The sequence below is a fragment of the Staphylococcus caeli genome, assembly GCF_900097965.1.
In the GTDB taxonomy this organism is placed as follows: domain Bacteria; phylum Bacillota; class Bacilli; order Staphylococcales; family Staphylococcaceae; genus Staphylococcus; species Staphylococcus caeli.
On record NZ_FMPG01000008.1, the window covers coordinates 19,873 to 44,434 of the forward strand.

The 24,562-nt window shown below is 26.9% G+C and carries 23 protein-coding genes; 11 read left to right on the plus strand and 12 right to left on the minus strand.

Features of this window, described 5'->3' with window-relative positions; translation table 11 throughout:
- Positions 1–152 precede the first annotated feature (152 nt).
- The 8 genes from BJS11_RS08875 to BJS11_RS14180 form a co-directional block, all read right to left on the minus strand.
- Complete coding sequence (locus BJS11_RS08875; protein WP_069995926.1) at positions 153–446, minus strand: transcriptional regulator; 294 nt, start codon at positions 444–446, stop codon at positions 153–155.
- A gap of 463 nt (positions 447–909) precedes the next feature.
- Positions 910–2,214: an ISL3 family transposase gene (locus BJS11_RS08880; RefSeq protein ID WP_069995924.1), complete on the minus strand. Its 1,305-nt coding sequence runs from the start codon at positions 2,212–2,214 to the stop codon at positions 910–912.
- A gap of 739 nt (positions 2,215–2,953) precedes the next feature.
- Entirely contained in the window at positions 2,954–3,595 is a 642-nt protein-coding gene (locus tag BJS11_RS08885; RefSeq protein WP_069995923.1) for a Crp/Fnr family transcriptional regulator, read from the minus strand.
- A gap of 18 nt (positions 3,596–3,613) precedes the next feature.
- Complete coding sequence (locus tag BJS11_RS08890) at positions 3,614–4,366, minus strand: hypothetical protein (RefSeq protein WP_069995922.1); 753 nt, start codon at positions 4,364–4,366, stop codon at positions 3,614–3,616.
- Complete coding sequence (locus tag BJS11_RS08895) at positions 4,363–5,214, minus strand: ABC transporter ATP-binding protein (protein WP_159427255.1); 852 nt, start codon at positions 5,212–5,214, stop codon at positions 4,363–4,365. The genes BJS11_RS08890 and BJS11_RS08895 overlap by 4 nt, the downstream gene beginning before the upstream one ends.
- A gap of 178 nt (positions 5,215–5,392) precedes the next feature.
- Positions 5,393–6,631, minus strand: coding sequence for a radical SAM/SPASM domain-containing protein (locus BJS11_RS08900; protein WP_069995919.1), 1,239 nt, complete (start codon positions 6,629–6,631; stop codon positions 5,393–5,395).
- Positions 6,615–7,061, minus strand: a complete 447-nt coding sequence (locus BJS11_RS08905; protein WP_069995917.1) for a hypothetical protein — start codon at positions 7,059–7,061, stop codon at positions 6,615–6,617. Before BJS11_RS08905 ends, BJS11_RS08900 begins: the two co-directional genes overlap by 17 nt.
- A 12-nt stretch (positions 7,062–7,073) precedes the next feature.
- Complete coding sequence (locus BJS11_RS14180) at positions 7,074–7,631, minus strand: CPBP family intramembrane glutamic endopeptidase (RefSeq protein WP_069995915.1); 558 nt, start codon at positions 7,629–7,631, stop codon at positions 7,074–7,076.
- A 107-nt stretch (positions 7,632–7,738) separates the two neighbouring features.
- Here BJS11_RS14180 and BJS11_RS08915 point away from each other — a divergent pair, with 107 nt between their 5' ends.
- Positions 7,739–7,981, plus strand: coding sequence for a hypothetical protein (locus tag BJS11_RS08915; RefSeq protein WP_069995913.1), 243 nt, complete (start codon positions 7,739–7,741; stop codon positions 7,979–7,981).
- Positions 7,982–8,898: 917 nt separating this feature from the next.
- On the opposite strand, the gene BJS11_RS08920 is transcribed toward BJS11_RS08915, so the two are convergent.
- Complete coding sequence (locus BJS11_RS08920) at positions 8,899–10,218, minus strand: SEFIR domain-containing protein (RefSeq protein ID WP_069995911.1); 1,320 nt, start codon at positions 10,216–10,218, stop codon at positions 8,899–8,901.
- A 40-nt stretch (positions 10,219–10,258) separates the two neighbouring features.
- Complete coding sequence (locus BJS11_RS08925; protein WP_245167127.1) at positions 10,259–11,620, minus strand: aminotransferase-like domain-containing protein; 1,362 nt, start codon at positions 11,618–11,620, stop codon at positions 10,259–10,261.
- A gap of 151 nt (positions 11,621–11,771) precedes the next feature.
- On the opposite strand from BJS11_RS08925, the gene BJS11_RS08930 reads away from it, so the two are divergent.
- The 4 genes from BJS11_RS08930 to BJS11_RS08945 all read left to right on the plus strand — a co-directional run bounded on the left by BJS11_RS08930 (position 11,772) and on the right by BJS11_RS08945 (position 15,450).
- Complete coding sequence (locus tag BJS11_RS08930; RefSeq protein WP_069995906.1) at positions 11,772–12,536, plus strand: 2OG-Fe dioxygenase family protein; 765 nt, start codon at positions 11,772–11,774, stop codon at positions 12,534–12,536.
- Positions 12,529–13,422, plus strand: coding sequence for a DMT family transporter (locus BJS11_RS08935; protein WP_069995905.1), 894 nt, complete (start codon positions 12,529–12,531; stop codon positions 13,420–13,422). The genes BJS11_RS08930 and BJS11_RS08935 overlap by 8 nt, the downstream gene beginning before the upstream one ends.
- An 88-nt stretch (positions 13,423–13,510) precedes the next feature.
- The gene (locus BJS11_RS08940; protein WP_069995903.1) at positions 13,511–14,095 is read left to right on the plus strand and encodes a hypothetical protein; all 585 of its coding nucleotides are present in this window, start codon (positions 13,511–13,513) and stop codon (positions 14,093–14,095) included.
- Positions 14,096–15,261: 1,166 nt separating this feature from the next.
- Positions 15,262–15,450, plus strand: coding sequence for a hypothetical protein (locus BJS11_RS08945; protein WP_069995901.1), 189 nt, complete (start codon positions 15,262–15,264; stop codon positions 15,448–15,450).
- Between the two features lie 461 nt (positions 15,451–15,911).
- On the opposite strand, the gene BJS11_RS08955 is transcribed toward BJS11_RS08945, so the two are convergent.
- Positions 15,912–16,895, minus strand: a complete 984-nt coding sequence (locus tag BJS11_RS08955; protein WP_069995898.1) for a hypothetical protein — start codon at positions 16,893–16,895, stop codon at positions 15,912–15,914.
- Between the two features lie 135 nt (positions 16,896–17,030).
- Positions 17,031–18,968, minus strand: coding sequence for an ATP-dependent DNA helicase (locus BJS11_RS08960; protein WP_069995896.1), 1,938 nt, complete (start codon positions 18,966–18,968; stop codon positions 17,031–17,033).
- Between the two features lie 111 nt (positions 18,969–19,079).
- Here BJS11_RS08960 and BJS11_RS13710 point away from each other — a divergent pair, with 111 nt between their 5' ends.
- The 6 genes from BJS11_RS13710 to BJS11_RS08985 all read left to right on the plus strand — a co-directional run bounded on the left by BJS11_RS13710 (position 19,080) and on the right by BJS11_RS08985 (position 24,029).
- The gene (locus BJS11_RS13710; protein ID WP_159427256.1) at positions 19,080–19,226 is read left to right on the plus strand and encodes a hypothetical protein; all 147 of its coding nucleotides are present in this window, start codon (positions 19,080–19,082) and stop codon (positions 19,224–19,226) included.
- A 137-nt stretch (positions 19,227–19,363) separates the two neighbouring features.
- Positions 19,364–20,617: an oligosaccharide MFS transporter gene (locus tag BJS11_RS08965; RefSeq protein WP_159427257.1), complete on the plus strand. Its 1,254-nt coding sequence runs from the start codon at positions 19,364–19,366 to the stop codon at positions 20,615–20,617.
- A gap of 115 nt (positions 20,618–20,732) precedes the next feature.
- A complete protein-coding gene (locus BJS11_RS08970) occupies positions 20,733–21,593 on the plus strand; it encodes a helix-turn-helix domain-containing protein (protein ID WP_069995892.1) in 861 nt (286 codons plus the stop codon).
- Positions 21,594–21,605: 12 nt separating this feature from the next.
- Positions 21,606–21,971: a hypothetical protein gene (locus BJS11_RS08975; protein WP_069995890.1), complete on the plus strand. Its 366-nt coding sequence runs from the start codon at positions 21,606–21,608 to the stop codon at positions 21,969–21,971.
- The gene (locus BJS11_RS08980; protein ID WP_069995888.1) at positions 21,972–22,556 is read left to right on the plus strand and encodes a hypothetical protein; all 585 of its coding nucleotides are present in this window, start codon (positions 21,972–21,974) and stop codon (positions 22,554–22,556) included.
- A gap of 336 nt (positions 22,557–22,892) precedes the next feature.
- Positions 22,893–24,029, plus strand: coding sequence for a hypothetical protein (locus BJS11_RS08985; RefSeq protein ID WP_069995887.1), 1,137 nt, complete (start codon positions 22,893–22,895; stop codon positions 24,027–24,029).
- Positions 24,030–24,562 lie beyond the last annotated feature (533 nt).

The following is a 24,562-nucleotide window of genomic DNA, read 5'->3' on the forward strand; positions in this document are numbered from 1 at the left end:
GACATTAACTAAAAAACAATTAATCATTTAAAAACATTAAAACTACAGTGATTTACTTTTTAGGAAGGCGCAAGTTATTTCACCTATGTTCGGTTCGAGCATCAATGATACTTTGTCATAACCTTGTACCAATTAACATCTCACTGATGTTACTAATCTAGGTCATCCTTAATTTTTTGAAATAAATGAATCAAGTCATCTTTCTCAGTAAAATTTGGTATAAATATCATTTTCTTAGCATTGGGATAGGGGAGTATTAATTCATATGTGCTTAATTTATTAAGCGCAGTCATAGTTGCTTTTACGAGTAACCTGTTATCATATAAACCTTCAATAACCACATTTTCATAATAGATGAGATATTCCCCCATCATATTTTTTGTTCTCACTTTGTCTGTGTTGATTTTATTCAAAAATAGTTCATTGATTGTTTGATCAGTAGCCATTATAACACCTACTTCCATATTTTATATTGCCATTATACGTTGTAATTTCAAATATACATAAATATATAGATAATCATGCTATTCGCCATAGTTATTGCATATTTCTTAGTATTGGTAATTGATCATGGATTTTCTATAGTTTACGTCTCCGTGATTACTTCACCTTGTGTAGCGCTGTCTGTTTCTTGTGGCATGTTGCTAATCGTATTATTCTGACTATTACTTGCTGCCTTTACTTTTGTAGGTTCCATTTTGTTCACTTGCACATTTCTTGTTTGTTTATACTCAGTTTTTTGTTATGACCTACCTGCCTATAATCACCAAAGTCTGTATATACTTTAAGACTGCTGGTAGATCTCCCTCCATAAAAGATATAACTGGTCATTATCCTTTTGTGTAAGTTGACTATTTATGGTAATATCATCGGCTCTTTGTCAATAACGGTTGTTCTATAAAAAATACATCAAGCAACTCGATTTTGTTGCTTGATGTATTTTTTATGTTCTGAGACAAATAATCTAGAAATTATAAGGATCCTATTTCTTAAGTTAATAAAATTACGATAGCCGTAGGCATTTCTCTTTATCAATTTGATTTTGTTAATGATGCCTTCAATTGGTCCGTTTGTAAAATTCCGATGATCCATAGTGTTTTCTATATATGGTAAATACTCAATAAATGTTTTAATGATACGTTTGAGACCTTCGAAAATATCTTCGTTTTTTGCTTTGTTTAAAAATTCTTTAAAGCGTTTTGGATTGTTCATTCTTAGTGCGTTTAGCATCTGATGTCCCATACGGTATGTTACTTCTAATTTATCATCTAAGGTAAGTAAATACTGTAATGCACTATAAGTACTTTGCCAACTTTTAAAAAGGCGAAATGGATGATAATGCGTAGCATTCAAATGATTCGGATTCTTTACAAATAGACGCCAATAGCGCTTTAATTTATTATATTCAGGTCTGTTATTACTACATTTTTGATTCATTACAGATACACGGCAACGATTAATTTCTCTATTTATTGCTTGTACAATATGAAAACGATCAATAATAATTTTAGCATTCGGAAATAACTTTTTAATCAACTCTATATAGGGTTTATACATATCAACAGATATTGTTTTAACACGCTTCCGTGTTTTAAGAGAAAATCGATTAAAATAAGATTCAAGGGCGCTTTTTCGTCGGTCAGGTAAAACATCTAAAATTTCATGAGTTTCGCCATCACAGTATATAAAACTCATCGCACCCTCAACATCTTTAGTAGATTTAAACTCATCAAAAGACAAATGGTTTGGCAATGTATCTGATAACTTGGGTTTAACCTGTTGAGCAATGAGTTTTATTTGTCGATGTACAGTGGAAGGTGAGATTAATAAGTCATGAGCTATTGCTTTCTCCGAACGTGCTTCCGAAACTTTTTCAGCAATAGCTAACTTTACTGGATTTGAAATCGTAGATTTCGGTTGAACAAAAGGTGTCTTAGCTGTGAATGTCTCACCGCAAGCCTTACAGTAAAATCTTTGTTTATATAGTTCCAAATAAGCAGGTTTATATATGATTTCCCCCATATAAATTAATGTGTGTCGTTTGCCATTTTTAATACCACAACATTCACAGGCAATTGCATCATAGGTTAAAACAGCGCTATAAAATAATGTTTTTATACACTTATAGTACATCTCTTTGGGTGTTTGATTTATAAAATGTAAATGATTCACTTTTAAACCGAAGTGATTTGTTTTATTATAAGGATATGGCACAGATATCTCTCCTTTAATTATGGTTTGGTCACTTATAATTATAGAGGTATTTGTGCTTTTTTTGTATTTAAACATAAAAAATAACGATTGATGATTTTACTCACCAACCGTTAAAAGTGTACAGCCAATATAGAAAGGTTTTACAAAATAGATCAAAAGAATAATACAAAATAAAGATTAAAAGAATGGGGATAGTTAATTGAAAAGTATTAGCAAGTTTGGGTGTAATTTTATTTGTTTCAGTATTGGGAGTTGCAGTTGTATTTGCATATGGAAGTTACAAAGACTTAGAGCTAAAAAAGAAGAAACAAAATTAGCAAACTAAAAGTACCAAGAGGGTGTGAATAAGTGTACATTATATAATATTATTTAATCGCTAATTCCTACGAACAGCAGCAGTAGATGATAAAGCCATAAAGAAAACAGTCAGTAGCTCGATTAAAATTAAAAATAAATTAATAACAACGTTTATCAAAAAATATAATTAGACATATAAGCATCTTATTGTAATTATTTATTCTTAAGTAAAATATAAAACTTTAAATAATATGAAGATTTCATACTACTATATTCAACTCCCCTAATGAAGATTTCATTGGGGAATTGTCTAATCAAACTTTACTTTCCATCTTATATTATGAATACAAATTGCTGGTCAATATTTTACGAGCTAAAAATATAAATAACAATTAATATATATAAACATTAACATTCTTTTGAAAATATATGAAAATACTATTTATTTCATACTACAATTGATAATCGAACAATCCTCACATTGTAATTCTTTCATCAAAAATTCAAAATCATAAACTATTATTTTGCCCCTTTCATATGAAATAATACCTTCTTTTTTTAATTTAGCCATTGTTCGACTTACGTTTTCTCTAGCCATATAAGTAATTTGTGAAAGTTCTGTATGACTAAGTTTAATATCAATCATTATACAATTATTTTTAATAACACCAAAAGAGTTACAAAGTCTTATTAAAGTAGAAAGCACCCTTTCGCTTTTGCCAAATCGTGAAAAGTCTCTAATAAACATATTTTTTTTAATAAGCTCCGTTTTTAAGAATTCATAGATATTCTTTTGAATACTTTCATCTTTTATACTGTTTAATTCCCTCTCTGAAACTTTGTAAAAACTACAATCAGATTTAGTAAAAAGACCGAAATTATCACTATTTAAATATATTAGAGAACCATTATCATAAATATTTGTGATATTATATTCTCCATTTGAATATAATTGATATTTAAACAATATCCCTTCATCTATTAATATGAATTCATTGCTATTAAATTCTAAATAATTTTTTTCTTTATACTCATTTATAGGAAAATTACTAGATATATATCGTTTTATGCTAGAAAAAGCCATCATTTCCGCATCCTTTTGTTATAAGTTTGTCTTATTAAACCTAACCACAGTCAATAATAATATTAATAGTGTCGATACTAGTATAACTATAGCATTAATTAGCAACTTCTCAAATTCAATATCATGTATAGTATTTGAAAGAGCAATAAAATTAGGTATATAAAATTTTATATCTTCTATTTTTACTAATAAACCTAATACGATATCTATTAAAATAACTATAAAAATACTATTTATTGATTTTATAAACACAGAAATGAAAAAAGTTAATGTAATTAAAAATACTAAATAGCATAATAAAAATATTATTTGTATTACAATTTCTCTTTGATTAGTTTCCCACCATGTTATTTTAGAAATTCCAAATTTAGAACCTTTTATAAATAAGTTATAGCTAGTAAATGAAATTAAAGAAAAAAAACTTATAAACATTAAAATTACAGATAAATTAAAAATATATTTTGTGAAAAAGACTAAGTTTCTATTAGGACTTCGTACTAAATGATAAAATAGCTGGCCATTTGACATTTCATATCCTAATGAGCTGTAGGTAAATATAAAAAATATAATGTGTAATTTGAACAATAATACAAATTGTAGCATCGTTAAAGTATATACAAATAAATCAGATTTACCTTCCACCACTAACCAAGCTGGCTCAATCTTCAATATAAGTCCCCAAATTAATGGAAGCAATAAAATAATAATTATAAAAATTACTATTTTACTGTGTATTAGTTTATTAAACTCAAATTTTAAATTTTCTTTCAATCTGAAACACCACTATTCATTCTCAAACTTTGTTCAATTTGTATTTTCAAAGAATTTTTTTCTCTCTCACTTAATAAACAAAGCAATTTATGAAGTTTATTTAAGTCATATGGTAATATGATTTCATTATCATTAATTTTAATGCTTACTTCACTAATTTCCTCATATACTTTATCTATATCAAGACTTTCAAAACTGATAATTATTCTTTTTTCAAATATTTCATTTTTCTCACTAATTCTATTATTGTTTAAAAATAAATATCTATCAGATAAATGTTCTAATTCTGTTAATTGGTGACTCGATATTAAAATAGTTTTCCCTGCATTTTTGAGTTCATTTAAATATTTTTTTAATTCTATTATTCCAATTGGGTCTAAACCAACAAAAGGCTCGTCTAAAATATATAAGTCATATCCCTCCCTAGTAATCAAAGCTAACCTTAATCTTTGCTTCATACCAAATGAAAATCCTTTCACTTTTTTATCTCCAGGAAGATTATACATAGAAAGCCTATTTTTTAAATCCTCTTTTAACGATGGGTTTATATTTAACTTTTCAAAAAGAGATAGGTTAAATAGTGCTGAATTATTTTGATACATATTTTCTTGTAAAAGCATTGCTATTTTTTGCATCTGACATCTATCATGTTGAAACTTATTATTTCCGTTAAATGCTATTTCACCTTCATAGTTTAAAAAACCTAAAATAGCTTTCATTAAAGTTGTTTTCCCTGAACCATTATTACCAACTAGTCCAACGATTTCATTAGTTTTTAATTCAAAACTAACATTATTTAGTATATATGATTTACCGTATTTAACACTCAAATTATTTACTTTTAGCAATTTAATCCCTACCTCATATATAAATGAGGCGCAAATATAAAATCCACGCCTCTACCAAAAACTAAATTGACCATTTACCTACTTGTCTACCTGCTGAAATACATACATAAAACCCGCCAGATCCACAACCTCTTTTATCTCTGAATAAATCTGTGAAGAATAACATATTATCACCTCCTTAAATACTTTTTTTAACTTCATTTGTTAACTCCATATAAAATGAATAGTACATTTGGCAATACGGGTCTTTTCCTTTTATATCTTTAGTATGCATAAATGCTCTAGCCCTACATCCCCCACCACATAAAAATTTAACTTCACAATTTTTACAACCTTCTAGGTCATTAACAGTATAATGTCTAAAAAATTCATTATTTTTATCTTGCTTAGCTTCTATTAAGTTTTTATCTTTAATATTACCTAATTTCATACTAGGTTCCATCAACATATGACAAGGATAAATGCTTCCATCTGAACCAATTGAAATCATATCGCTTCCCGCTCCACAACCATCAGTAGCTTGTAGCGATTGGTGGACAGGAGCATTATAAAATGGAACGTTGGCATAATATAGTTCTTTAGCAAGTCCTTTTAAATCTTCATTTTCAAAAATTAAAGAAGAATAAGGTTCTTCATTAGTAGTAGTTAATATACTAAATGAAATCGAAGTTTTTAATTCTTTAGATAGTTCAACAAATTTCTGTAAATCTTTATAATTATATTTATGCAAAGTTGGCAATAAGGAAATATTAAAGTCATATTCTTTCATTTTTTTTATGTTTTTAATTATTTTATTATGAATTCCTTTATCTCTAATAAATCCTTCTGTATTTTCATTATAAGTATCTATAGAAACTGAGATAGTATCAACAAAGCCTTTAATATCTTTTAGAATATTTTTATTCACAATTGTTCCATTAGTTATAATTACAACATTATTTATTTTTTTCTTTTTCAAATACCTACATATTTCCCCTATATCAGTTCTTATTAATGTTTCTCCACCAGAAATGATTACAGTATCTATATTTACTTCAGAAAGATAATCAATTGATTTTTTAATATATTCAATATCTAAATCTGTCTCAACATTTCTCATATCATTCATTGAATAACATCCCACACAATTTAAATTGCATCTATTTGTAATATGCAAATATGCAAATGCTATCTCTTCATTATTTGACTTTTCAAAAGAATGTTCTAAGAAATTATTATTATCCAAATGTGTAACCAATTCTTTCAAATTGTAACTTAATTGACTATAGTCAAATTCAATATCCGTATTCAATATCTTTTTAATAAACTCATTACCTTCGTTGTCTAAACCAACAATTAAACCATTGCCAACATTTAATAACATAGGTACTCCATTAACTACTTCATGATAAATATTTTCTTTAAACTTTATCTTCATTAATTATCCCCCCATTTATTTTTCTTTTTATAAATTCAAGTAAATAACTAATCCCTAAAGTAAGCGCTACCAATAATATGTAGGTAAAGCTATACTGTGCCAAACTACTTTCTTGAATATTCATTTGAACATTTCCGTTTTCTCCTAGCATCTTCTCAGTATTGTCAATGATTTTTTTAAACAAGAAAGAATTAAGTATTATACTAAAGTTTAATAAAAATTGAAGTACTAATGTGTTTAATATCACTAATATTGCTTTATATCTCTTTTTATTACTTAAAATTAAATTAGCAATAACTACAAATGATGATGGTAAAATAAGATTAAACAAGAAAAACGTTATTAAATTATGATTTTCAAAAAGAAAATAGTTAATTATCACAATAAAAATAAATGTAAAGATGCTTATAAAGAAATTGAAATATTTCATTTTTATCTCCTTTTATATCGATAGATTATAAATTAAATGCAAAAATATAGAATCTTTAATATCTTTTGTTTTAAATGTTACCCAACAAAAAAGCAAACCTAAGGTTAATCTCAATACAATATTAACAATAAAATTTTCAGCATTATGTAATATAAAAGCAAATAATATAGAACTTATTGTTGCTGATATAAAGAAATTGAAGTAGTTTAATAACCTGTTAAAAATAATTTTTCTGTACAAGTACTCTTCAGAAATTGCAACTATTATCATAGAACTGAATAGCCAAAAATTTTGATATACATATGTCAAAATAATTATGTATAATAACAATCGAATTCCAAAAAAATTATTAATATTATTTCTAAACGTTTTAATTTCAAAATCACAATTTCTATATATAAATAAAGGTAATACTAATAATGAAACAAATAGAGAAAGCAAAATAGCTAAATTAAAATATTCATTTTCATATAAAATAATAGAAAACAATATAGTGTTAAAAATAAATAATAATGTAGTACTAATTGATAAAACAAACATTTCTACAATAATTTTAAATTTACTATTCATTATCTCACCTATTTACATACTTCCATATAAATCAAAGTGTTTCAGTGATGAATATCACAATTATCAAAAAATTGTATGTTATAATAAATGAAAAGAGGTGATAGCTTATGGCGTTTGGAGCTGAAAGTATAACTTTAAAACAGAATAAAGTAGTAAAAACTTTGAAAGAACATAATGCAATTTCTTCAAAAACTGCTAAAGATTTGAAAAGTTTGAATATTCGGCAAACTCATACTTTTAATAATTTAGTGAAACAAGGCGTTATAAGAAAAATTGGCAATAAATATTACCTTGATATAAAAAATTGGGAAAAATTCAGGAAATCTTTTAAAAGATGGTTTTTAATATAGCAAAGCTTTCATAACTAGACTGATATTGGTTGTAAATATACTATTTTAGAGTTTGATGTATTTTTAGGAAAAGTTTAAAAATTGCCTTATACTAAGCTAATTTCCACTACTTGTAATAATATTGTGTTTATCAAAACTTCTATTTTAAACTCTCAAACCTATTTTTATGTTAATTTAACCTACATAAACACCATGTTGTCAATCTCTTTACTTTATGTCTATATACTTTGCATTTTTAAATGTTAGAAAACCCAACCCACCAACATTTCTGTTGATGGGTTGGGTTTTTATTATTTAGCCGTATACATATATCACACTCATTTTGTTCTGCTGCAATCACTATATATCTTTTTATAATTTCTTTTGTGCCTCATAGTTAGTAGCCGATTTCACTAACCAACTCTTTCAATTCCAAATATAAATCTCTCACTGCTATTAAGTTATATTCTATTCTCAGCATGAGTTATAATCCACCTTTAATATGATGATATTATAGTTAATTTATATTTTCTTCTCTTAATACTACACAAAAGTTATAAAACCAAACTCTAAATAAACTTAAATAAAATTGTCGAAAATCATATTACAAAATACAGTATTCGATTTCAACAAAAACCAGGCTACTTATCCTCTATACAATACAGGGAATTAGTAGCCTAAAACATAGTATTTTTATTGAGTTCCAACTTTATGGGATCAGTGCCCTTCTTAATTCTTAACTCGTAAAGAGGTTTTTACCGTATAAGTTAGTTTACCAATTGTAAGTCCATATTTTTTATAAATCACATACAGTATGATATGCCCAAAATCCCTTTACAAAACTGATAAAAAGCCGCATCACTTGTGATACGCTTCCCCTTATTAGTTATTTTACTAAAAAATGAGCCCATTACCTGAGCTCATTTTAAATAATTATATTAATAGCTGCCAATTTCTTCTTTATCAATAAAATTAAAGATGGTAGGCATATCATGTGCTAGTTTAATATTATTATAATTTTCAAGCACTTCACTTTGCGAACTTCCAAATAAAAAGTCAAATTGAGCTAGATAATTTTTACTACGAAATTTATTTATTAAAATATTAATAGTACGTTGCTCAAGCATAGGCCATTTACTATACAACAGGGCTCCATGCCACGTTTCATATACACTATGAATATCTTTTTTCATAAGACTTTCTGTATATAAAATTACATCTGCATCTTGAACCTTTTTTAAATCTTTCCCTTCAAAGTACATTTCGGCTAACATTTTTTTGACATTAGTATTATATGAATATTTTCTTGATAGCGCCTGGGGATATAAACTTAATATATAATAATTTGCTTCTCTTCTACTAAAGTTAAATTTAGCATTCATTAAATCTTTCAAAAATTCATTTACCCCTGACGATAAAGATTCACTTACTAGTATAAGAAATGAAAAATAATTAAAAATTCTAGTCATTGGATTTTTAAATTCATCTTCCGTAAGAGTTAAACACCTATTATAATGCTCTATGATTATTTCCCTAAAATAAAAGTTATCATTGTTTAATGCATACGTAATAACTTCTTTCCAAGTATCAAAAATCTCTTTTAATTCCATTAAATTTTCTTGATTATAGTCCTCTACGCTATTTTCTATATTTTCTAAAGTTTTATAAATAATGGCCAAAGCTTCTTCAAAATTTCTCATTTCATTATAACTTTTAGATAAAGTTAATTTTTTTATCGCTCTTTTTAGGTCATTTTGATCTTGATTATAATCCGGAACTTTACCAATTTTCGGTTTCTCAAATAATGGTTTATTATGTACTTTTCTTGCAATTTCTTCTGTTTTCTCTATATCTAATTCAATATCTGTCATATCAATAGCGAATCTAGTGTTACAAAAAGTTGGCAATGCTGGTTTGCCATTGCTTAAAATATCTAAAAAAACAGGTATAAACCTACTATCACTTTGCTTATCATAAATTTGCGAGCTAATTATTGTACTCTCTTTTCCGACTCCTCCTTCTCTATCATTAGCTCTATTACAGTACTGAATATCGCTTAATATTATAACAAAATCAATAGTCTCATCATTGACCATAGACTCCATAAAGTAATTCAAATCATCACCCTCAGTACAATTCCAAACATCTAAAATAACATCAATTCCATGATCAACTCTCAAACTTTCTGCTATTCTCACAACCCTGTTCAAATGATCTCTACTTGTTCTAGAATAAGAAATAAAAGCTTTTTTGGTCACATTGTCCCACTCCTTGTTCAAAAATAATTAATATATTATCTTACATTTTATACATAGCGTATTGATATATTTTTTCTAGTGCATATTTAATATTTTCTCTACTTTCAAATGCATATGAGAGGCGTATAGTATTTTTTTCACTTCCATAAATAAATCCTGGATTTATTAATATTTTTTCTTTATCAATTAGCTCTGAAAAAAGCTTTTTAACATTTATATTTTCATTAAAGTTAACCCATATGAAAAATCCACCTTCAGGTATTTCCCACTGAGCAATTTCAGAAAAATTCGCATTTAAAATATTTAACATGTAGTCTCGTTTTTCTTTTAATACATTTCTAAGTTTAGTCACATGTCTATCATAATCTCCGTTTTTCAGTAGTTCATAAACGACCATTTGGGAAAGTATGCTCGAACCATAGTCAATTTGCATTCTTATATCAGCTAATTGTTCAATTACCTTTTCAGAGGCAATAGCCCAACCAATTCTAATAGCCGGGGCAATTGATTTCGAAAAGCTACTTATATGTATAACATTATTATTTGTATCTAATGACTTAATTGATCTTGCCGGTTTTTCATCAAACCATATATCTATATAAATATCATCTTCTATAATTGGCATATTATGAACTCTACTATAGTTAACCATATCCTCTCTAATTTTTTCTGATATGGATTGACCCGTTGGATTATTGAATGATGGCTCTACATACAAGGCTTTTTCTTTATTACTAGGTTGCTTATTAATAATTTTTTGAAAATCGCTTAATTTATTATATGAAATTTTCACTTTTTTCATATTTAGGTAGTCAAATACATGCGTAGAATCTATATAAGACGGAGTATTAGAAAATATAATAGTATTCTGACTTAAAAAGCCAGTAACTAAAAGTTGAATAGCGTGCAATGCTCCAGAAGTTATTAATACGTTATCTTTAGTAATATTTATACCATCTACTTTTAATCGCTCGGCTATTAACTCTCTCAATTTTGTATAACCATACCCATTATTGTATCCAAATGATAAATCTCCAATATAATTTGAAACATTAGTCATTGCATTTTTTAACTCTAGATGTGGAATTAAATCTTTGCCCAGTTCCCCTTTGCTTATATGTATATAGGTTGAATCTGTTTCTATTTTGTTAATAAGCTGTACAGTATACTGATTTCTTATTCTAAACGACCAATCCATCATCTCAGACCATTTGTTTAAAATGTAATCCGCATTTAAATAATCATTAATGTATGTGCCGCTTCCTTTTTTTGTATAGATAAAACCTTCTGATTCTAATAATTCTATACTTTTAATGATCGTAACTCTGTTTACATTAAATTGGTTAGCTAATTTTCTATGAGACGGAATTCTCATACCATAAAACCAATTTCCATCAATCACTTTATCTCTAATGTATGAAGCAATTTCTTTATACTTAATAAAAAATCATTCCTTTTTAAATTGGTTGGGTAAATTATCTGACAATTGGTTGCACTCATTATAAATCATATTCCTTAATATGAACATATAATATTAAAGGAGATGTTTTATAGTGAGTAAGATTAAGCAAAATGGTTATGCAAGATATGATTTAATGAAAGACTTAAATTATGAAGGCATACAACATGATTATCAAGAATTATTAGAAAACTTTAGTAGTTTACCAGAAGATGACTATGCGCCAAACTTAAATAGATACAGAAGATACTCAAGAGCAATTATTTTACCTGAAACAGAAGATATTTATTGGCTACCAACAATAACTAAAAATGATGTAGAATATTCAGCGTACTTCCAAGGTAAATTTAATCCCGAACACCCAGGAGCATATAGAGAGTTTCATTCGATAGAAAAAAATATACGAAATAACAAGTTATTAAATGAAATTATCAAAGCCAATTATAAGGAAACATTCTGGAATGAAGAAGACAAAATTTTACCTATCCATGTAGGTGTACATTTCGTAAAACTTTATGTAGAAAAAGATGTCGATAAAGCAATTTCATCACCTGATTGCTTACATCAAGATGGTGAACCTTTTACTTTTGCACATTTAATTGAAAGGACAAATGTAACTGGGGGAACAAATGCTATAGCAATTCCAGAAGCAGCTGGTAATAAGCCCGAAGACATTGACAATAAAGATTTAATAGAGGTATTTGAAATCACTCAACCCTTAGAATCTTATGGAGTTTATGATCCCGATGTTAGTCATTACGTAAGTCCAGTTGAAAAAGGAAATGATAATCATATTGGTGTGCGTTCAGTAATTCTGATTGACTACCAACAAACAGTTGTAGCAGATGTTGATGAATAATCATAAATATAGTAAATCAATTTACTTTGCATTTGGTATTACCATTTTCCTTTGGGCTTCCGCTTTTCCAGTAATTAAAATAGCACTGGATGATTTTAAAGCAGAACATTTATCTGCTTTAAGGTTACTCATTGCGGCAATATTATTATTAATTCTAGGGATTATAAAAAGAATACCTCTACCTCATATAAAAGACATACCATTTATTCTATTATTAGGATTTTGTGGTTTTACAGTCTATCATACTGCGTTAAGTATCGGAGAATATTATGTGAGCGCGGGTGTAGCAAGCTTAATTGTATCGACAACTCCCATTTTTTCTGCGCTGCTGGCCACTTATTTTTTAAAAGAAAGATTTTCAAAATTGGCTTGGTTGGGATCAATTGTTGCGTTTCTAGGTGTGGCCTTAATCTCATTAGGCAATGGAGATAAACTTAATGTCTTTATTATAGGTATTGTTTTAGTCCTATTAGCTTCATTTGGTGAAAGTGTGTACTTTGCGTTTCAAAAAAAATATTTAGATAAATATGGTTTTATTCCATTGACGATTTACACAATTATTGCGGGGGCATTATTTATGTTTATATTTTTACCGGGGAGTTTTAATGAAGTACAGACCGCGAACATGACATCTATATTATCCGTCATTTATTTAGGCGCATTTCCAACAGTTATACCTTACATTGCCTTAGCCTATACGGTACAAAAAATAGGTGTATCAGATGCCACCATCTCTCTATATTTAACACCAGCGGTTTCACTTGTATTAGCTTACTTTATGTTAGGTGAAATACCAACTTGGGTTGCAATCATTGGCGATATTATCACATTAATAGGCGTTACTATCACATCTGCAAATGCTGAAGAAAGTGTGGATTTGAAATAACATTAATTCAATTAAAATAACTTCTAAAACATTATAAATGGCTATAATAAAAGGATTTTCACTTTATAGAATTAAGGAGAATTTGCATATGGAAAAAGATATCATTAATATAATTGAAAGACACAGAAAAGACATACAGCTCAGTAATAATCAGTTAACTATCAAATTGAAATGCACTCCAATCAGTAAAAAAGGTAAGGAGCTATTTGAGGTATTAAACTATGCAATACGGGAAAATTATATCTTAACTTTTGGAAGCAATGAGTATGAATGTTATAAATGGCAAGCATATTACAAAGGAGAAAATATTATAGAAAAACAGCTCAATAAGTACCTTGATAACGATATTGAATTGTATGCAGTACCGTTATCAAAAACAAATGTTGATATAAAAACTAATTCCGTTGATATACAAAAAGCTAATCAAGTTAATGTCTTTACCGATAGTATAAATTCTATAAATGCCAAGAAATTTATATATAATGAAGAATTGACAGATACAAGTAATACTGATTTGCTAGTCGCTATTAATAATATAGAAAATTCTCTTAACAAATACAAGGAGCCTAATTATAATGATATGTCTGTAGTTAAACAATTCGCTAAATCATCATCCAATATCGCAAGTTTTGCCGTAGATGTTATCACTATTCTAGGCGTATTTATAAAATAGATGATTTTAAAATGTATTGTTCTGATATTTTTAGCTGCGGATTAATAAAAAAAAGTTAATCTATCTTTAATCTTAGAGTTTAAACCAAACTTAAGTAGCACTTTACCTAAGTTTGGTTTACTTTGTTCAATTGAATTGGAGATATTAATAGGCGTTCTAGAGTAAAAAAATGAAAAATATATACTTAATAATGATACAAATAACAGTAATTAACTAATGAAAAAATTTTAAATGAACTTTTTAATTTAATAATCCTTCCTGAACTTAGTACGTACTTCTATAATAATTAAGCAAACTACTATAATAATTGGCAATGACATTAATACTAATTTATTAAAAAATATATTTGTTTTGTCTAGTAATATTAATACATAAAAATTACTAATATAAATAAAATATAGACTTATAGAATACTGTAAAAATAAATTAGTCCGATTTTTAAACCTATTTTGCTTTCTATATAAATATAAGAGCAAAAAACTAAGTAAACTTAAAAAAATAGGCAAAAAAAGTATATGCTTTGTAATAAACGCATTATCATTGCTTAAGTGCATTGGAATATTATTAGGTATAGTATTCCAACTTTTAATAATTACAAATAAACTAATTATTAAAATTGCGAAGTAAAGAAATGAAAGTATCAATTCCTTATGATTTTTAATTATGTAAACCCCCTTTCTATAGTTAAAGTAACACAATATATATTATATATAATGTCTATATTCTAAAAATAATAATTTTGCAATTTAAAATTCAAATATATATATATTTACCTGTCTTATTTATGCATTTTATCATAACTTTTACGATGATTTTCGGGTTTTTAAACTCCCCCCTTTATGAATATAGAGTTTACTGTAATTTTTCTTGATTTTAACTAGTAGAACTGGTTGTATTACCTAATTACATCCGTCAATATTGGAAAATTTGCTTTATCTCTAGAACGACTGTATACGTACGATGGGTAAAGTATAAAAATTATTGCAAAGTTTCCAAAAATACCACGTTACTTTGTAATACCATTAATCTAAAAAATAATTTTGTACTTAGTAAAAGAAGTTTAATAGTCTAAATAACTATGCTATTTTTAAAATAGTTATATAAATATACAAACCCTACGCAAGTAATGAACTGACTCCAAATAATAGAGAAAGGAGCGTTATCGTATGGATAAGGGTAAGCTATATGTCGTTATAGTATTATTTATTTGGCTAATTGTAGCTATTATTACCATCCCAACTCTAATTAGTAATGGAAATTACTCAGGTATTATTTCTCCTCTTATACCTTTTGTGTTTGTAGTTATGTATTATATTTATAAATGGGTGAGAAAAGATAATGATGATGAGAAATAAATTGATATTTATTTCTTACAGTAAGGAGAGAATATTATGTCAAAAACTGTAGGTTTAAATTTAATATTACTCATAATACTTTTATTAACTATGATTACTAATTTATTTGGTTCATTTTCTATATATTTAATAATAATTCTTCCAATAGTGATGTTAATAATAGGTTTATATGTTTTAATCTCTAATATTAAGAAGCATAATAATTTTAATAACAAATTATGAGTATAAATAAAAGACTCGAATTATATATTCGAGTCTCAGACTGTCGACAAAGTCTCCGACTTTGTTGGCAGTTTTTTTATGCACGGCATTAGCCTATATTCTTCGTCTAATATTATTTGTGATACGTTCAAAACCCCTTTACGGAGTGGCTGAAAAAACCGCATCACTTGTGATACGCTTCTGCTTATCGGGTGGTAATGAGGTATTTAAACATAAAACTTTAAAATATACAATGTTTGTTAATTTTCGTAACCTTTCACTAACTCAACTTTAATAGTTGATAATACATCTATTAGATATAAAAGCTTTATACAATCAATCTTCTTAATTGATTCAATATCCATAATACCGTGCATTAATCTATTCCTATTAATGTAGTCTGGGTCATCTATATCATTATTAATACCATAATATTCCTTTATCAGCTTAACAGTATATTCAGTGATAACTTGTTCGATTTCTTCTTCATTATCGAGTATATCTTTATTCAAAATCATATTTATACTTTTATAATTGGCTTCTCTTTCTTCCTGATACGCCCTATATATAGTTAAATAATCAATAGATGCTAATGCAAGCATAGCAGTTTCTGTATATCGCTTATTTTCAAAGTTATCTATAATCCTATGGATATAAGACCTCTTCGGATAGTAAAAATCATTTTCAATGAGATTATTTTTTATGGTCGCGTAATGAGATTTAAAAGTTACATAAATATCTTCATCAGTGATCTTGTCTTTTTCAAGATAAATATCATAGTAATCAGAAAAATATTCTAGCTTCATACTCAGTCTGTATTTCTCGCTGTACTTTATGAATTTAATTAATCTTTCTTCTAATAAATTAATTATTTTTTGTAACTTACTAAAATCGATATTGGTCGTTATATTATTGATCAAATTCATATGAACTTTAAAACTATCATTTAAAGCTCTATTTACTTTAATTATAGTATCTGCCATTAAATTATTTATTTTTGGTACATGTTTTTGAACGTTTTTCACTATATTCTCAATATTTGTTAAATGCGGTTTAATTCTAACTATGTCAAACTTGGGTAAATTTAATCTACTAATGGCATCCAAATAGTTATTATCTAGCGTCTTTGTTAGTCTATTACTATAATCTAAATAAGACTTAGGTATCTTTAATTTATTTGTATTATTTAATTTCTTGTTAGTATATAGAACTTTATTATACTTTATTAATTTAATTGATTTCATATCAATCACTCCATGTGCATTATTAATAAAATTTCATAATCATCTGCTTATTTTTTTTATTTCTTACACAATTAACTTTTGCAATTTTATCAAAATCTGAATATCACTCTGTAAAATACAATATAAAAGTTATAGTTATAATGATTTCAAGAAGTCTATCACATTTGAATCATCAATTTTATTTTTTATTGGTATCGAATTTAATATTGACTCTCTATATCGGTAATTTTTATTATTCATTCTTGAATCCAATATGGTCAATAATCCTCTATCTTTTGATGTTCTGATCAATCTACCAGTGCCTTGTTTTAATTTCATAATCATTTCTGGCACTAATACTTGTTCACTATCACCCAGTAATTCAATCTTTCTTTGTATTACTGGATCAGGAACCGGAAATGGTAATCTTACTATTATAAGTGATGTTAATTCTTTCTCTTTCAAATCAATTCCTTCCCAAAACACTCCCGTACCTAATATTATTCCATATGTTTTTTTGAAGTTTTGAATGATTTCATTTTGACTTACTTCCCCATCATCTAAATAAAGACACTTTTGAATGTTTAGTTTTTTTAACTCATCAGATACAAATAAAATATCTTCTTTTGCCGTAAATAAAACCATTGTACCTCCAGAGTTATGCATTGATATATTATAAATATGCTTTGCTATCTCTTTATAGTATTCATTATCTCGATTATTATGATTTGGCAATTGCGACGGAATATATAATCTACTTTCATCATATGGAAACTCATTTTTTTCGACATTTTCATAGTAGCCATTAAATCCTATATTTTCTATTATATAGTTATAGCCGTCCATTTCATTAGAATCACTTGTAATCGTTGCTGAAAAACAAGCAACTATATTATTACCATTAAATAAAGTTTTCTTTAATATTTTAGATGGATTACTAGGACAATACGATATTCCAATTTGATTATTGGATAATATTTCACTCCATATAACATAATCATCATCATTCATAGCTATAATTTCTAATGCTTTAATAATATTTTCTATTTCATCTAATTCATTATCATTCATTTTTGATTTTCTAGTAAAAGTAACTATGCTTTTAAGTTCAATCATGCTTTTCAAATCTTCTAAATTCTCTATTAACTTGTTCAAGTTAATAATATTACTTTTATTAATCTCCATTCTTCCACTATTTATAACTCTCTTGCTTTCATACATATTATGAGACTTTATATAGGTTAACTGGCCATCAAACCATCTCTTTAACTCTCTCACACATTCAAAATAGTATTTATTTCCATTAAACTTATTTATTGCACTTTTTAAAATGCTAATACAATAAGAAGAATTAATACTTGTAGTGTATGTAGCACGCTGATTTTCTTCCAAATTATGTACTTCATCAATTATAATCAAACAAGGATTTTCATAAATTATTCCTTTTTTACCTGTTTTTTTGTTTTTATAATGTTGTAAAAGTAGATTTTGATTAACAATTATTATTTTTGGTTTGGATCCTTTAAGTCTAATGTGATTATTTCCCGTTACCATTTGATTTCTCATTTTCAAAAAGGAGCAATCTTGACTATGAACACATTTTTCATATATACATCTATTTGTGCTAATACCATCCCAATCTATAGATAAATGATTTACTTCTTGCTTAGTCAAACCTCGTTTAGCAATATCTAATGCTGTATTTAACTTTTCAGATTTTAAATTATCGTGAATTTTTCTAAAACAAGGATAATTTCTGACTCCTTTGCCAACTATACAATCAATATCAACGTTAAGTATATTTTCTACTTTTTTTATATCACTAGATAATTGTTCAGTTAATTGAATAGTTGAACTAGCAACAATAAGCGGTTTATTAGTAGCCATTGAAATTATAATACCCGGTATTAAGTAGCCAAATGATTTACCAATACCTACTTGTGCTTCTACAATAACATTTTCAGCTTTCTCAAAAGATTCACAAATACTATACATAAGATTTTCTTGGCCTTCTCTAGTCTCCATTCCCATGTTACTCATATTTTTTATTGCTCTATCAATTTCTTGATAAATCCTCTGATAATTCACAGACATACCCCCGGAACTTAAGTTCTCATATTATATCATAAAGGAACTTACGTTCCCTAAGAATGTTTATATTTGCTTAGAGTATAATTAAAAGAAAATGAAGAAATGAGTGATTTGATGAACAGTCACTGGGAACGTGAGTTGCAATCAATAATTGGAAAGATAGATCCAAAAGATGTAAGAGACAGCGATATGAAAAAATTATTAAAAGTGCGTTCATATGCTGAGCGTACTTTTTTGCTTTGTAGAGCAAATTATCATTGATTTTTAACTACATAAATATATTTATTATACCTAAACACAACTAATTATTGTATTATTTATAATTGACTTACTAATAATAAATGGTATTTTTATAAATGTTCTACTTAAATATTTGATCGTTTGGGAGATTGATGACATTGCGTAATTTTTTTTCAGAATTTATTAGTAATAAATCTTATTTTAAAAACTCTATAACATTTTTTCTATTTTTTGCTGCTTGGGGTATTTGGTGGCCCTTCTTTCAAATTTGGTTATCATCAAAAGAAAATGGCCTCGGCTTACCAAATACTGAGATAGGTATTATATACTCTATAAATTCAGTGACCGCACTTTTATTCATTTTTATTTATGGCATCATACAAGATAAAATAGGGATTAATAGAATACTACTTGTCATTTGCTCAATAATCACTTCATTTACGGGACCATTCTTCATATTATTTTATGAACCTTTTTTAAACAGTCATTTTTACATAGTAAGCATAGTTGGATCAGTATTTTTATCAAGTGGTTTTCTAGCAGCAATGGGTTTATATGAGGCTGTCATTGAAAAATTTAGTAGGGCTTTTGATTTCAATTATGGAAAGTCTCGAGCATGGGGCTCGTTAGGCTATGCTATTGCCTCATTAATTTCAGGTAGTTTGTATATAATAAGCCCATCTTTAACTTTTGGTATTAGTTCCCTCTTTAGTATGACTTTAGCAATAATTTTAATTTTTTATCAGCCTATAAAAGAAAATAAATTACCAAAGCAAAAAATATTTACAGATACTGCTATTAAGTTTGCTGACTTATCACATTTATTTAAATCGAGTAAATTTTTGTTATTTGTTTTAATCATTTTTTTTACATGTCCATTATATTTAATTTTTGAACAACAATTGTTTCCAAGCTATTTTTTGAAGTTTGCTCCAGAAAATTATAATGGAGAAAAAATATACAGTATATTCACTTCTTTACAAGTATTTATTGAAGTATTAGTTTTGATGCTAGCTGAAAAAATAATTTCAATAATAGGTATTAAAAAAACCTTAATTCTAAGTCTAATAATAATGGTTTTACGTATTGGTTTAAGTATTTTAACAGATGATTTTGTTATTATTTCTGTTATAAAAGTTATACACGCTTTTGAAATACCTATTTTTATACTTTCAGTGTTCAAATACATAACAATGCATTTTAGTACGAGACTTTCTGCAACTGTCTATTTGATTGGTTATATAATGATTGTCGAACTAGGTCAAATTATATTTTCCACACCAATCGGTATCTTCCAAGATTATTTTAGTTATAAAACAACATTTATTCTTTTATTTTTAATTATTCTTTCAACAACTATTGGTTCTACTATCGCTTTATTAAATGATAAAGTTAATTCCCCTTTAAAGTAGCGCTTAATAAAAATGGACATTTAAATTGAGTATAGTAATTTTTTTGAATTTATTGATAAAACGGACACATTGTGTCCGTTTTATTATTTATATTATGTAGTAGGAGTTGGTTCAATTGGATAAAGCAATGCGTATTTTAACTCTACTTACACGTCTATTAAATAATGACATTGTAAGAACTAAGGAGTTTAGTGAATTAACTGGTGTCAGTAGTAAATCTATTCAACGTGATATTAATGATTTGAACACATTCTTCTATGAGAGCGATTACTGGAATAATAAAAATACCAAAGTCGTATATAGTCGTGTAGAAGATGGCTATATATTGAAAAACGGTAGTTATTCAAGCGATAGTTTAGGTCTACTAAGTTTACTTATTAAAATAAAAAGCTTAACACCTATTTTACATTCACATATTTATAATATTTTACTAAGCGAAATATCGAATAAACGTGTTGAAGATAGATACATATTAAAGAATGTATTGAATCACTTTAATATTCGTACAGATCAGTTACCTGGTGTAAATTTAATGAAACTGCAAGAATGCATTACAAAAGGACTTAAAGTGAGAATTAGTTTTAATGGAAAGTTTGTTGTAAAACCTCTATCACTTATGTATATGCATTATGACTATTGGTTTACATATGAATACAATGGAAGCATACACAACATAAAAGTTCGTGACATAATTGATGTTCGAATTTTAAATTCTAATTTTGATAAAGTGAAGAACACTAATCCTATTATGTTCGAAATAGATAAATCAATTTGGAATCAATTTAAGCACCAGTTTTCCATAAAGCAAGTCTTAAAACACAATGATAGCAAAGTTACTGCACTAGTGTCATGCACAGAACTTGATTCTTATTATATAGCATACCAATTGGCACCAAAGGCTAAAATGATTGGACCACAGTCATATATTGATAGTTTTATTGAAAGATTAGATAGTATAAAAAATACTTATGTTTAAAGGGTGTAAATTATGAAGAAAATGTTAGCAATATGTTTAGGTTTGATTGTATTATTAGCTGCTTGTGGTAAGAATGATATGAAGTCAGGTGTATATGAAGGGAAATCTAACTTTACTTTAACAGTACCTGAAGATGGTAGTGATACAGTAAAATTAGAAAGTTATTATTCTACTAGTGATGGTGAAGTTGATGATAATTATACTGGTCAAGTTAATAAAAAAGACCAACTTATAACTTTCACCGGTGGAGAATATGATGACCAAGTTAAATACGAAGTGAAAGATGATAATACGATTATATTTAAAGGAAAACCTTATTTGAAGATGGCTTCAAGCTATGATAATGAAAAAATGGAATTTAAGAAAGAGGATGAATAAATGAAGAAAATATTATTAGGTATATTAACCGCTAGTGCAATTCTAACTTTGTCTGCTTGTTCTGACGAGAAAGATAAATCAGATACGTCGAATAAATCAGAAGATAAAACCGAAAACAGTTCAAATAATACAGATGATACAGCTAAAAGAGAAGAACAAGAAAAGAAAGACAACCCAGAATATACTGTAAGTGACGAAGAAGAAAAAGAAGTCGAAAAATATATTTATGGTGAAAAAGATACACCAATCTATAATGCATTATATACGGGTACTGGAACTTTTCAACGTGAAAATGATGATGACTATAGAGAAATTATTAATTTAAGTGGTTCTGATATTGTATATTATGGTGAAAATGGTGAAGGAGCTGATTTACAATATCATATAAAGAAAATTACAGATGACGAAATAATAGCTGTTAGATCAAAAGTTATGTTAGAAATCGGAGGTTTAGAAGGAAAGAAAGATTCTAAATTAGTAATAAAATTAATTGAAGATATTGACAATGAACATAAAAAGATAAGTATAAAAGAAGATGATAAACCTGAATTTATCGCTGTTATGGAACCATCTGATGACTATTAATTAAAGTATGTTTAAAATTCTAAATAATGTAACCAACAAAAGTATCATACCTAAAAACCCCCTTACTATGCCTGTAGTAAGGGGGTTTTTAGGTATTGGCTTTGCCGCCTATTATTTATACTTACATTTACGTAGCTCCTATTGATTAAATATTATGCCAAGAAATATAGTCAATGTATAGCAATTATTAGTGTGAAATTAATATAGGTCACTAAAATCACAAATTGTTGAAAAAATTTAAATAGATAAGAAATGGGACATATAATGTCGTTTAAGTTTGCTTAAATGAATAGTATAAGATACAATCTTAAAATTTATTTGATGGAGCGATTAAATATGGATAATTCAATATGGAGTGATTTTGAAAAATTTTGGAATAAGAAAGACATTAATGAAAAATCTATAAAATATCAAGAGTTGTTTAATAATCCAAGTAGCAATCAAGATTTCACTTGGATTAATAAATCAGATGTACTGAACTCAAAATCTAAAGCGGTTAACTGGGGAATACCAAATCATATTTTAGGAGATATTGATAATTCAAATTTTATTATTGGTTTATTTAATCCTGGAACCAATATGAAAAAGAATATCTCTGAAAAATGTAACACTGTCGGCAAATATATAATTACAGAAAGAGAATTTGAAAAGAGTTTAATCGATACTCTTAACGTTCAATCTAAAGAAGTATTTGAAATAAGTAATTATAAATTGAAAGATAATAAAGAGTTATGTGATTTTTATTACGAACATATTTTAAGTAAAGAAAGTATACTTTCTCTAGAAATCAAAAAATTATTCGAAATTTATAAAATGGACAAACAATTATTTAATAGTATAACTAGTAATTATAACCAGTTAAGTTCAATAGCATATTACTTTGCAAAGTACTATTCTAAAGTATTTCAAGATAAAACTACTAAACCTCTATATAAAAATGCTATTTTACATTTTAAAAATATATTTAAAAAAATAGAACTAGCAGAAAAAATTAGATTAACGAACAGAGTTGAATATAATATTGAAGAACTTTTTGAAGAAGCATTATTTAAAATTAGTGTAACTAACATCGAGTTAGTTCCATATAGGAGCTTTAATAAAATGGATTGGAACAATATAAAAGAACTAGAGAGTAGTAAATTAAGTGCAAAAGCTATTATAAAAAAAATCCTAAATGACAAGAATACGATTGTAATTTTGCGTAGTATTAGTGACTGGAAAAAATATTTTATAGAAATTTGTAAAGAAGAAAATATTGATTTTGAGAATGAAGTAGCGCCATCAATATATAAATTCAAATCACAAAATGCATCTTTATCTAATAAAGGATTCATCCCTATATTAGGTAATAAAGCAGATGCATTAAACATTAAAAGCGTTGAAGCAGTAACAGATGCTTTGCGAGAAACAATAAAGTTAAAAGAATTTGAAGAAAATCTAGATACTTTTATTGCTAGGTATAAAAATGAGTAAGACTATTTTCATAATACAAGCATATCTAAACTATTTGTAATTAGTATAGAATGTCATTCATATTTTTATCGATGGCATTTTATTATTATTGAATGACCAATTTACAAATATATTAAGCGAGATATTTATATTATATAATAAAATAAACCAAAAAAAGAAAATTTACAAAAATTGTTTTTTCAGTTCTGATAACGCCCTTGTGTAAACTATGTAGAAAATCAAATAACCACATAGACCAATGCCACTCATCAATAAAAAATAAATCACAATGAGGTTAGAGAAGAACTTCTCTAACTTCATTTTTTACTATCCCAGTTCAATGATTGTTTGTTTTTCCTTCACTAGTTCAGTAATACCTTCTTCATTTGGTAAGACATTATATAATCAGATAATTTAATGCTGTTTCTAAATCAACATCTTTACTTTCCACGTATCTCCAATCTTTTAAACTAGTATATTCATCATAAACCTCATTATTGAATATTTTACAAATCAACAAGAACAGCTAATCTTTAGTTTTTTTACCAGAACTA